Raw genomic sequence first — 10442 nt, 5'->3', positions numbered from 1 at the left:
GCCCGCAGCCGGCCGATAAACGTTATACGCGTACGCTTTACGAGAGAACCTTAGGCGGCGACGGCCGACTTGGCAGCGGCAGCGGCCTTGGTGACCGGTGCTTCGTAGGTCTTGTAGGCGCCCTTGGCGATGTCCGCATACATTTCGCTGAGCTTCGTGGCTTCAGCGACGAAACCTTCATAGGAGGACTTCACGAAAGCGGCCTGGAGTTCGACTGCAGCTTCGACGCTCTTGACGCCGGAGAGCTTTTCGAAATGGGCAAGGCCGTTTTCGAAGGACTTCTTGGAGAAGTCGGCGGTCTCGGTCGCAATAGCCTGCCAGCCCTGAGCAGCCGTCGTGTAGCTCTTCACGAACGTGTCCACGGCTTCCTTGCCCTTCTTGTTTGCATCGTCAAAATTGAACATCGAAGTCTCCTTTGGATCCCGGGGGTATGGTCCGAAATCTATATGCAATGCACAAAAAAGTCAATGAAATGGTGCGATGCAATATTTTTCAACCAAAGCAACACGTTGCGCGATAGGTATGATTATTGGCGTTGAGAAAAGCCAAGCCGTCGCAAAATAATAATAAATGGCGTCGGAGCGAGAACAGTTCGGGTGATTTGCGGCTTTTGGGCGGTCACGGTGGAGCTGCCCTTCACCGCCGTGTCCGTTCGTCGCCTTTTGCCTATCATACCTCGGCCTATCATACCTCGCCGACTGCCACCGACGCCCACCCTCCCTCGACGTCATCCTCGGCCTTGAGCCGAGGATCCATGCCACACGCGAGGCGGTACCGGATGTATGGATCCTCGGCTCGGCCGAGGATGACGGAGGAGAAGCAGGAGCCAAGGGCAGAAGTAGGTGCCAGAAACAAAAAACCCGGCGCCAAGGGCAGCCGGGCTTTTGAAGTCCTGCAATATCCTAGAGATCACAGATCAATGTCGAGGATCGCCATGGAGAAGTTGTAGGAGAGTTCGCCGTCCTCGTCGTCGCGGAACACGACGCCCAGGAATTCATCAGCAAGATAGACTTCGGCCGATTCATCCTTGCGCGGACGCGCCTTGATGACGATCTCCTTGTTGATATTGCGCTTGAAGTAGGCCTCAAGCTTCCTGATTTCTTCCGGCTTCACGATATGTCTCCGTAACGATTTGCTGTGCCGCGCTTCTCGCACCTGCCTCAGAGCGTGTAAACCCTTGAAGACAGGTACCAGCCGACTTTTCCGGTCAGAGGTCGTAGTCGAAGGCGGCCAGCAGCTGATCCATCGCACGCGACGGCTCGTTGCAGCCCGCCTCGCCCACGACACGCGCCGGCACACCGGCAACCGTCGATTTCGGCGGCACGGGCTTCAGCACGACGGAGCCGGCGGCGATGCGCGAGCAGTGGCCGATATGGATGTTGCCGAGGATTTTCGCGCCGGCACCGATCATCACGCCGTCACCGATCTTCGGATGGCGGTCGCCACCCTCCTTGCCGGTGCCGCCGAGCGTCACGTTGTGCAGGATCGAGACATTGTCGCCGATGGACGCGGTTTCGCCGACCACCAGACCCGTCGCGTGATCGAGGAAGATGCCCTTGCCGATATGGGCGGCCGGGTTGATATCCGTCTGGAACACGCTGGAGGAGCGGCTTTGAAGGTACAGCGCAAGGTCGCGCCGGCCGCTTTTGTAGAGCCAGTGCGCGACGCGGTGCGTCTGGATGGCGTGGAACCCCTTGAAATAGAGCACGGCATCCAGGAACCGCAGGCATGCGGGGTCGCGGTCGTACACGGCCTGGATATCGACGCGCAGGATGCTGCCCCATTCCGGCCAGTCTTCCAGCATTTCGTCGAAGATCTGGTGCAGGAGGTTAGCCTGCAGGTCCGGATGGTCGAGGCGCTCGCAGACGCGATGAATCACGCTTTCCTCCAGCGAGCGGTGGTTCAGCACCGTCGAATAGAGAAAGGCCGCCAGGAGCGGCTCAGCCTGGGCGGCAACGCGGGCTTCCTCGCGCAGGCTGTCCCAGATCGGATCCATGGCCTTGAGCTTGTCGCCGGCCCTGAGTTCATTCGTCGCGACCATTGCCGCACTCCTTCATCATCCTACCGGATCATATATAAAGCAAAGCACGTCACAGCGGAATGGCCGGACGCGCTTTGTCGTAAACGGCGTGTCAGCGCGCGCCGATCTCCCCGTAGAAATCCAGCACGGCGCGCTTGAAAACCTTGTCGCCGACGGCGAGCATGTGGTCGCGGCCCGGGATATCGAGTGCACGGGCATCCGGCATCAGGGCTGCCAGATCCTGCGGATTGCCGGCAATATCGTCCTTCGTGCCGACGCCGATCAGGGCGGGCACATCGATGCGGCCCATGTCTTCCACGGTCAGAAGATCCCGCGAAGTCATGATGCAGGCGGCAAGCGCCTGGCGGTCGGATTTCGTCTGGTCGGCGAAGGCGCGGAACATGCGGCCGCGCTCGTGGGTCACGACGTCGAGCGAGGGCGCGAGCAGCGCATCGGCGATCGGATCCCAGTCGCCCACACCCTCCACCATGCCGATGCCGAGCCCGCCGAAAACGACGGAGCGCACGCGGTGCGGATGGGCCAGCGCCATGAAGGCAGTGATGCGCGCGCCCATCGAATAGCCGAAGACATGGGCTTCGGGAATGCCGAGATGATCGAGCAGGGCTGCCGCATCGCCCGCCATCAGCGGCGGCGTATAGAGCGCCGGATCGTGCGGCTTGGCGCTGGCGCCATGGCCACGGTTGTCGAGCGCGATCACACGGTAACCGGCATCACCCAGCGTCTTCAGCCAGCCGGGAAACACCCAATTGACGCTGGCGCTGGAGGCAAAGCCGTGGATCAGCAACACCGGTTCGCCCGACGGGTCACCCTCGTCGAAAAAGGCAAGTTCCAGACCTTCATGGGTGAAGCGGGAAAAGGGCGGGTTGTCGAGGTTCATCGCGGGCCGTCTTTCGTTTTCTTAGACCTGCTCATACTGCCCTTTGCCCGCGGAGAAAACGCCCGGCATAGGAAATCGTCGCCGCCGCGACGGTTTTGCATCTACACATTTCACCGGAAGGCGACTATGGTCCGCGCCAGAAAACGGACTTCCACGGAGCATGACATGGCTGGGCACAGCATTCCCCATTTCCAGAACGACGGCGGCCATGGTGTCATCGAGATCGGCGTAAAGGAATTCATGTGCGTCGGCGCCTCGGTGCCCTACGACCACCCGCATGTCTTCCTCGACATGGGCGACGACAATGAAAAGGTCTGCCCCTACTGCTCGACGCTCTACCGCTACAACCCCGCCCTGAAGGCTACTCAGACGGAACCCGCTGGCTGCATCTTCACCAACCAGGCGGCGGCGTGACGGCCGAAGGGCCGCACCATCATGTCCTCGATTTCATCAGCGACCATCGTCGGCGCCGGCATTGCCGGCCTGACGACAGCCCTTGCGCTCGCCCGCAAGGGCATCCCTTCCCACATTCTTGAACAGGCCCCCGCTCTCGAAGAGGTCGGCGCCGGCCTGCAATTGTCCCCCAACGCCTCGCGCATCCTCGCCGATCTCGGCTTGCTCGATGCACTGAGCGCCTGCTGGAGCGAACCGGATCATATCCTGCTCGCCTCGGGAAACACGCTGTCTCCCCTCGCTTCCGTTCCAGCGGGCAAGGCTGCCCGCAGCCGCTGGGGTGCACCCTACGGCGTCCTGCACCGGGCGTCGCTCCAAGCCGTTCTCATCGATGCGATCAGGCAAAACCCGCTCTGCACGCTGACGACGGGCCAGCGAATCGAAAGCGCCGAAGCCGCCCGCGCCCTCGCGCCATCGGACGTTCTGATCGCCGCCGATGGTGTCTGGTCCCGCCTGCGCAAAGCCGTCCCTGGCGCCCTGCCCGCCCGCTATTCCGGTAATATCGCCTGGCGCTTCCTCGTGCCCTATGGCCTGGCGCCGGCCTTCCTCAATCCACGCACCGTAACGGCCTTTCTCGGTCCGCACGCCCATCTCGTCGCCTATCCGCTGGCGGAGATGCAGGCCCTCAACATCGTCGCGATCCATGCGCAGGCCGATGCGCCGCCGGAAGGTTGGACGCGCAAGGGCGATGCCCTGACACGCGGCCGTTTCCAGGACGCCTTCGCCGGTTGGCACGCGGGCATCCGCCGTCTCATAGAAGAGGCGCAGAACCCCATGGCTTGGCCGCTCTTCGGCTGCGCCGATGGTGCCTGGACGGATGGGAAAGACATGGTGCTGATCGGCGATGCCGCCCATGCCATGACGCCCTTTGCGGCGCAGGGTGCGGCAATGGCGATCGAGGACGCGGCGCTGCTGGCGAACCGCCTCGCCGGCGCCACCGATATCGGATCGGCCTTGCGCCGATTCGAAAAGGAACGCCGGGAACGCGTCGAAAAAGTCCGCAGCCGCGGTGCCTTCAACCGCTTCGCCTACCACGCCCGCGGCCCGGTCGCGCTTGCCCGCAACCTCGTGCTCTCGCTGCGCAAGCCGGAGCAACTCGCCGGCGATCTGGATTGGCTTTACGGTTACCGCACGCCCGATTGAAAGCCCTCACCCGGCAAACCGGATGAGGGCATTTTCTGCGTCAAACGGCGCGCGCTGCGACCAGCCCGCGCTCGATATCCGCCTTGATATCCTTCACATCTTCGAGGCCAATCTGCAGGCGCAGCACCGGACCTTCTTCCGGCCCCTTGGCGACGCGGCGGTCGTTGAGGTTCACGTGCACCGCCAGGCATTCGAAGCCGCCCCAGGAATAGCCGAGGCCGAAGATGCCGAGCGCGTCGAGGAAGGCATGAGCCTTGGCCTTGTGACGTTCCGGCGAGCCGCCGTCGAGCACGATGGAGAAGATGCCGCTCGAGCCCTTGAAGTCACGCTTCCACAGATCGTGGCCCGGAAAACTCGGCAATGCCGGATGCAGCACGCGCGACACGTCCTCAATACCTTCCAGCCAGCGCGCCAGTTCAAGCGCGCTTTCCTGGTGCCGCTCCAGCCGCACGCCCATGGTGCGAAGGCCGCGCAGCACCTGATAGGAATCGTCGGGCGATGCACAGGTGCCGAGCGTGATCTGCGTGTCGAACAGCTGGTCCCAATGGGCGGCATTGGCCGAGACGGTGCCGAATAGCACGTCGGAGTGACCCGCCGGATACTTCGTCGCCGCATGAATGGAGACATCGACACCGAAATCCAGCGGCTTGAAATAGAGCGGCGTCGCCCAGGTGTTGTCCATGGTGACGACGGCGCCATGCTTGTGCGCGGCGGCGGCAATCGCCGGGATGTCCTGCATTTCGAACGTATTGGAGCCTGGCGCTTCCGTATGTACCAGCTTGGTGTTCGGCTTGATCAGGGCCTCGATGCCCGCGCCGATCATCGGATCGTAATATTCGACGGTCACGCCGAGACGCTTCAGCATCGTATCGCAAAAATGCCGCGTCGGGTGATAGACCGAATCCACGATCAGCGCGTGATCGCCGGACGAGAGATAGGCCAGGAACGGCACGGTGACGGCAGCCAGACCCGACGGCACGAGAATGGTGCCGGCAGAGCCTTCCAGCTCATCGATCGCCGCACAAAGCGCATCCGTCGTCGGGGTGCCGCGCGTGCCATAGGTGTATTTTTGTGCCCGGTTCTCCATCGTCGCTGCGTTGGGGAAGAGCACGGTCGAAGCGTGCACGACCGGCGGATTGACGAAACCGTGATAATCCGCCGGGTCGTTCCCGGCATGGGCAAGGCGGGTGTTCACGCCGGCGCCGGCGAGGATTTCGTCTCTGTTTTTCATGGGATCGATCCGGAAAATGCGAGGGGACTTGATGGCTCGACTTTTCGTCAGTGGGCACGGGAGGTCAACCCCCATACGAAAGGATGAGACGAGGGCCAAAGCGCTTCGAATGCAAAAGGCGCGGATTTTTTGGGCGATTTATTGCACAAATCCCCGATTTTCTGCCCAGAAGTGCGCCAAATGCCGACAAATTTGGGTTACGACCTGGAAAATGGGCTCGGTCACTTGACCCTGTGAAATTTTGAGAATGAGATAAGCAACCTCGCGCCGGGAGGGTGGCGAGTTCCGCACCGTGTTCACTCGAATGCGTGACCAGCGGACAAAACAAAGACAACAGAAAAAGGTTGTGAAAAAATGGCAAAAAAAATCGTGACAGCGCTCGTTGGCGCTGCCGTGCTGGGGCTTGGCGCAACGGCTGCTCAGGCAGATACGCTCTCTGACGTGAAGGCCAAGGGCTTCGTGCAGTGCGGCGTGAACGGCTCGAACCTCGCCGGTTTCGGCGCGCAGGATTCGGCCGGCAACTGGGCCGGTCTCGACATCGATCTCTGCAAGGCCGTGGCCGCTGCCGTCTTCGGCGATGCCACCAAGGTGAAGTTCACTCCCCTTTCGGCGAAGGACCGCTTCCCGGCTCTGCAGTCGGGCGAAATCGATCTTCTCGCCCGCAACACCACCTGGAGCGTCAGCCGCGATTCGCAGCTCGGCTTCGATTTCCGCGCCGTGAACTACTATGACGGCCAGGGCTTCATGGTGAAGAAGGAGCTCGGCGTGAAGTCGGCGCTCGAACTCTCCGGCGCCTCGGTCTGCGTGCAGTCCGGCACCACGACGGAACTGAACCTCGCCGACTACTTCCGCTCCAACAACATGGATTTCAAGCCGGTCGTTTTCGAAGCGCAGGATGAAGCCGACGCCGCCTACAATGCCGGCCGTTGCGACGCCTACACGACCGACGCTTCGGGCCTCTACTCGATCCGCCTGAAGATGGCCAATCCGGACGACCATATGGTTCTGCCGGAAATCATCTCCAAGGAGCCGCTCGGCCCGGCCGTTCGCCAGAACGACTCCAAGTGGTTCGACATTGTGACCTGGTCGCACTATGCGATGGTCGCCGCCGAAGAATTCGGCATCACGACCGCAAATGTCGAAGAGATGAAGAAGTCCGCGAACCCGGATATCAAGCGCTTCCTCGGCGAAGAAGCTGACTCGACCATCGGTGCCGACCTCGGTCTGCCGAAAGACTGGGCCGTGCAGATCATCAAGGCTGTCGGTAACTATGGCGAATCCTTCGAGCGCAATGTCGGCGAAGGTTCCCCGCTCAAGATCGCCCGCGGCCTGAACAGCCTGTGGACGAAGGGCGGCCTGCAGTACGCTCCGCCGATCCGCTAAGCTACGGTCAGACGTGACGATCGGGAGGGCGCATAAACGCCCTCCCCTTTAAAACAAACGCCCGGCAAACAGGGCGAAACAACGTCAGGGGAAATGCATGGCTCTTGCGGATGCCCGAACAGGGTCCGGCGAACCGCCGAAGGTATCGCTTCTTTACAATCCGGCGCTCAGAAGCGTCGTCTATCAGGTCGTCACGCTCGTCGTGATCATCGGCGCCGTCTGGTACGCCTGGAACAACGTCGTCCAGAACCTTGCCCGCGCCAATATGACGGCGGGCTTCGGCTTCCTGAACAGCCGCGCCGGTTTCGACCTTGCGCAGGCGCTGATCTCCTATTCCAGCGACTCGACCTATTTCCGCGCGTTGCAGGTTGGCCTCCTCAACACGCTCGTGGTCGCCGCCGCCGGCATCGTCACCGCGACGGTCGTCGGCCTTTTGGTCGGCGTCGGGCGCCTGTCGCACAACTGGCTGATCGCGCGGCTCTGCACGGTCTATGTGGAAATCTTCCGCAACATCCCGCCGCTGCTCGTCATCTTCTTCTGGTATCTCGGCGTTCTCGCCCTGCTGCCCTCCATCCGCACGATCTTCCAGAGCGTCAAGGACGATCCGGGCGCCGTCTTCTTCATCTCGAACCGCGGCATCTACATGCCGGCTCCGGTATTCGGCGAAGGGTTCGGCGTGGTGCTCGCCGCCTTGCTGATCGGCATCGTCGCGGCCATCGCCTTCACGATCTGGGCCAATGCCCGCCAGCGCGCCACGGGCCAGCGCCCGCCGGTTCTCTGGGTCAATCTGGCGCTCATCGTGCTCCTGCCGCTTGCCGTCTTCATCGTGATGGGCCAGCCTCTGACGCTCGACTACGCGGTGCCCGGCTCCTTCAACATGAAGGGCGGCATGGTCATCGGGCCGGAGTTCCTGGCGCTCTATCTCGCGCTGTCGCTCTACACGGCCTCGTTCATTGCGGAGATCGTGCGCGCCGGCATCCGCGGCGTCTCGCACGGGCAGACCGAAGCCTCCTATGCGCTCGGCCTTCGGCCCGGCCATGCGACGCGCCTCGTCGTGCTGCCGCAGGCGCTGCGCATCATCATTCCGCCGCTCACCTCGCAGTATCTCAACCTCATCAAGAACTCCTCGCTCGCGGTGGCCGTCGGTTATGCCGATCTCGTCGCGGTCGGCGGCACCATCCTCAACCAGTCCGGCAAGTCGATCGAGATCATCTCGATCTGGATGCTGATCTATGTCTCGATCAGCCTCGTCACGTCGCTGTTCATGAACTGGTTCAATGCCAAGATGGCCCTGGTGGAGCGCTGAGATGACCGAGACCATTACCTATGTCCGCGACCGGTTCCTCGAGCCCGAAAAGCCGCCGCTGTCCGATTCGACCGCCATCGGCTGGATCCGCAAGAACCTCTTCGCCTCGGTGAAGGACAGCGTCCTGTCGCTCATTGCGCTTGCCGCACTCGTCTATTTCCTACCGGGCCTGATCAACTGGCTGTTCGTCTCGGCCGTCTGGACCGGGTCGGATCGCACGGCCTGCCTGACCGTCGAACAGGGCGGCCAGCTGCCCGCCGGCTGGAACGGAGCCTGCTGGGCCTATGTTGGCGATCGCTTCGTGCAGTTCATGTTCGGCTCCTACCCGCGTGACGAGCTTTGGCGGCCGCTTCTGGTCGTCGCCATGTTCGTCGGGCTGCTCATCCCCTTCCTGATGCCGAAGGTGCCGCGCAAGCGGCTGAACGCGATCCTGCTGCTCATCGTGCTTCCGGTGGTCGCGTTCTTCCTGCTGCTTGGCGGCGTCTTCGGCCTGCGCCATGTGGAAACGTCGCTCTGGGGCGGCCTGATGGTAACGCTGATCATCTCCTTCGTCGGCATCACGATCTCGCTGCCGGCGGGCATCCTCCTGGCGCTCGGCCGCCGGTCGAGCATGCCGATCCTGAAGACGGTCTGCGTCGCCTTCATCGAACTGATCCGCGGCGTGCCGCTGATCACCGTTCTCTTCATGGCGAGCGTGCTGCTGCCGCTCTTCCTTGAGCCGGGCAACAATATCGACAAGTTCCTGCGCGCGCTCATCGGCGTGTCGATCTTCGCATCCGCCTATATGGCGGAGGTCATTCGCGGCGGTCTTCAAGCCATTCCGAAAGGACAATATGAAGCGGCCGATGCACTTGGTCTAAACTACTTCCACAAAATGACCTTCATCGTGCTACCGCAGGCCATCAAACTCGTGATCCCCGGCATCGTGAACACCTTCATCGGCATGTTCAAGGATACGTCCCTCGTCACGATCATTTCGATGTACGACCTGCTCGGCATCGTGAAGGCGAGCTTTGGGGATTCGGGCTGGATCACGCCGGTCACGCCGCTAACGGGCCTGATCTTCGCCGGCTTCACATTCTGGATTTTCTGCTTCGGCATGTCGCGCTACTCGGCCTTCATCGAACGCCGCCTCGACAAGAGCCACAAGAGATAAGTGAGAGGAACACACATATGGCAACCCAAGCCCAGGCGCAAAAACTGGCAGTCTCCACCACGGATGTCGCGGTCGAGATCACCAACATGAACAAGTGGTACGGCGATTTCCACGTTCTGCGCGACATCAATCTCAAGGTCATGAAAGGCGAGCGCATCGTCATCGCCGGCCCGTCGGGCTCCGGCAAGTCGACGATGATCCGCTGCATCAACCGGCTGGAAGAGCACCAGAAGGGCCAGATCGTTGTCGACGGCATCGAACTGACCAACGACCTGAAGAAGATCGACGAAGTGCGCCGCGAAGTCGGCATGGTATTCCAGCACTTCAACCTCTTCCCGCATCTGACGATCCTGGAAAACTGCACGCTGGCGCCGATCTGGGTGCGCAAGATGCCGAAGAAGGATGCCGAGGAAGTGGCGATGCACTACCTCAAGCGCGTCAAGATCCCGGAACAGGCGAACAAATATCCCGGCCAGCTTTCGGGCGGCCAGCAGCAGCGCGTGGCGATCGCCCGTTCGCTGTGCATGAAGCCGAAGATCATGCTGTTCGACGAGCCGACCTCCGCGCTCGATCCGGAAATGGTCAAGGAAGTGCTCGACACGATGGTGTCGCTGGCCGAAGAAGGCATGACCATGCTGTGCGTGACGCACGAAATGGGCTTCGCCCGCCAGGTCGCCAACCGGGTCATCTTCATGGACCAGGGCCAGATCGTCGAACAGAATTCGCCGGCCGAGTTCTTCGACAATCCGCAGCACGAGCGCACAAAACTCTTCCTCAGCCAGATCCTGCACTAAGCGGGTCGGCATCGGGATTTTGCGAAGGCGGGCCGCAAGGCTCGCCTTTTTTTGCTGC

At 61.8% G+C, this 10442-nt stretch carries 11 protein-coding genes; 6 read left to right on the top strand and 5 right to left on the bottom strand.

The features are described from left to right. Positions 1-50: 50 nt before the first annotated feature. The 4 genes from ACOZK4_RS14215 to ACOZK4_RS14200 all read right to left on the bottom strand — a co-directional run bounded on the left by ACOZK4_RS14215 (position 51) and on the right by ACOZK4_RS14200 (position 2918). Complete coding sequence (locus tag ACOZK4_RS14215; RefSeq protein WP_421592445.1) at positions 51-404, bottom strand: phasin family protein; 354 nt, start codon at positions 402-404, stop codon at positions 51-53. Positions 405-909: 505 nt separating this feature from the next. Beyond that, the gene (locus ACOZK4_RS14210) at positions 910-1113 is read right to left on the bottom strand and encodes a DUF3126 family protein (protein ID WP_117371167.1); all 204 of its coding nucleotides are present in this window, start codon (positions 1111-1113) and stop codon (positions 910-912) included. Between the two features lie 94 nt (positions 1114-1207). Next, entirely contained in the window at positions 1208-2041 is an 834-nt protein-coding gene (gene cysE / locus ACOZK4_RS14205) for a serine O-acetyltransferase (protein WP_421592444.1), read from the bottom strand. A gap of 91 nt (positions 2042-2132) precedes the next feature. Then, entirely contained in the window at positions 2133-2918 is a 786-nt protein-coding gene (locus ACOZK4_RS14200) for an alpha/beta fold hydrolase (protein WP_421592443.1), read from the bottom strand. Between the two features lie 165 nt (positions 2919-3083). Between ACOZK4_RS14200 and ACOZK4_RS14195 the strand changes: the two genes are divergently transcribed. Next, a complete protein-coding gene (locus ACOZK4_RS14195) occupies positions 3084-3332 on the top strand; it encodes a zinc-finger domain-containing protein (protein ID WP_421592442.1) in 249 nt (82 codons plus the stop codon). Positions 3333-3353: 21 nt separating this feature from the next. Continuing rightward, positions 3354-4514 carry an FAD-dependent monooxygenase gene (locus ACOZK4_RS14190; RefSeq protein ID WP_421592441.1) on the top strand — a complete coding sequence of 387 codons (1161 nt, stop codon included), beginning with the start codon at positions 3354-3356 and terminating at the stop codon, positions 4512-4514. A 40-nt stretch (positions 4515-4554) separates the two neighbouring features. Here the strand turns inward: ACOZK4_RS14190 and ACOZK4_RS14185 are convergent, their stop codons facing one another. Beyond that, complete coding sequence (locus tag ACOZK4_RS14185) at positions 4555-5745, bottom strand: cystathionine beta-lyase (protein WP_421592440.1); 1191 nt, start codon at positions 5743-5745, stop codon at positions 4555-4557. Positions 5746-6099: 354 nt separating this feature from the next. Here ACOZK4_RS14185 and ACOZK4_RS14180 point away from each other — a divergent pair, with 354 nt between their 5' ends. The 4 genes from ACOZK4_RS14180 to ACOZK4_RS14165 all read left to right on the top strand — a co-directional run bounded on the left by ACOZK4_RS14180 (position 6100) and on the right by ACOZK4_RS14165 (position 10384). Next, positions 6100-7128: an amino acid ABC transporter substrate-binding protein gene (locus ACOZK4_RS14180; RefSeq protein WP_313525243.1), complete on the top strand. Its 1029-nt coding sequence runs from the start codon at positions 6100-6102 to the stop codon at positions 7126-7128. Between the two features lie 97 nt (positions 7129-7225). Continuing rightward, positions 7226-8434: an amino acid ABC transporter permease gene (locus ACOZK4_RS14175; protein ID WP_421592439.1), complete on the top strand. Its 1209-nt coding sequence runs from the start codon at positions 7226-7228 to the stop codon at positions 8432-8434. A 1-nt stretch (position 8435) separates the two neighbouring features. After that, positions 8436-9590: an amino acid ABC transporter permease gene (locus tag ACOZK4_RS14170; RefSeq protein ID WP_421592438.1), complete on the top strand. Its 1155-nt coding sequence runs from the start codon at positions 8436-8438 to the stop codon at positions 9588-9590. A gap of 17 nt (positions 9591-9607) precedes the next feature. Further along, positions 9608-10384 carry an amino acid ABC transporter ATP-binding protein gene (locus ACOZK4_RS14165; RefSeq protein ID WP_421592437.1) on the top strand — a complete coding sequence of 259 codons (777 nt, stop codon included), beginning with the start codon at positions 9608-9610 and terminating at the stop codon, positions 10382-10384. Positions 10385-10442 lie beyond the last annotated feature (58 nt).

The sequence above is a fragment of the Shinella sp. M27 genome, assembly GCF_049199905.1.
Lineage (GTDB): Bacteria > Pseudomonadota > Alphaproteobacteria > Rhizobiales > Rhizobiaceae > Shinella.
The sequence above is the reverse complement of the archived record's forward strand: the minus strand, read 5'-3'. Positions and strand labels throughout refer to the sequence as shown.

Coding starts and splice junctions, on each gene's coding strand:
- ACOZK4_RS14215 (WP_421592445.1), bottom strand. CDS start 404: ATGTTCAATTTTGACGATGCAAACAAGAAGGGCAAGGAAGCCGTGGAC.
- cysE (WP_421592444.1), bottom strand. CDS start 2,041: ATGGTCGCGACGAATGAACTCAGGGCCGGCGACAAGCTCAAGGCCATG.
- ACOZK4_RS14200 (WP_421592443.1), bottom strand. CDS start 2,918: ATGAACCTCGACAACCCGCCCTTTTCCCGCTTCACCCATGAAGGTCTG.
- ACOZK4_RS14195 (WP_421592442.1), top strand. CDS start 3,084: ATGGCTGGGCACAGCATTCCCCATTTCCAGAACGACGGCGGCCATGGT.
- ACOZK4_RS14190 (WP_421592441.1), top strand. CDS start 3,354: ATGTCCTCGATTTCATCAGCGACCATCGTCGGCGCCGGCATTGCCGGC.
- ACOZK4_RS14185 (WP_421592440.1), bottom strand. CDS start 5,745: ATGAAAAACAGAGACGAAATCCTCGCCGGCGCCGGCGTGAACACCCGC.
- ACOZK4_RS14180 (WP_313525243.1), top strand. CDS start 6,100: ATGGCAAAAAAAATCGTGACAGCGCTCGTTGGCGCTGCCGTGCTGGGG.
- ACOZK4_RS14175 (WP_421592439.1), top strand. CDS start 7,226: ATGGCTCTTGCGGATGCCCGAACAGGGTCCGGCGAACCGCCGAAGGTA.
- ACOZK4_RS14170 (WP_421592438.1), top strand. CDS start 8,436: ATGACCGAGACCATTACCTATGTCCGCGACCGGTTCCTCGAGCCCGAA.
- ACOZK4_RS14165 (WP_421592437.1), top strand. CDS start 9,608: ATGGCAACCCAAGCCCAGGCGCAAAAACTGGCAGTCTCCACCACGGAT.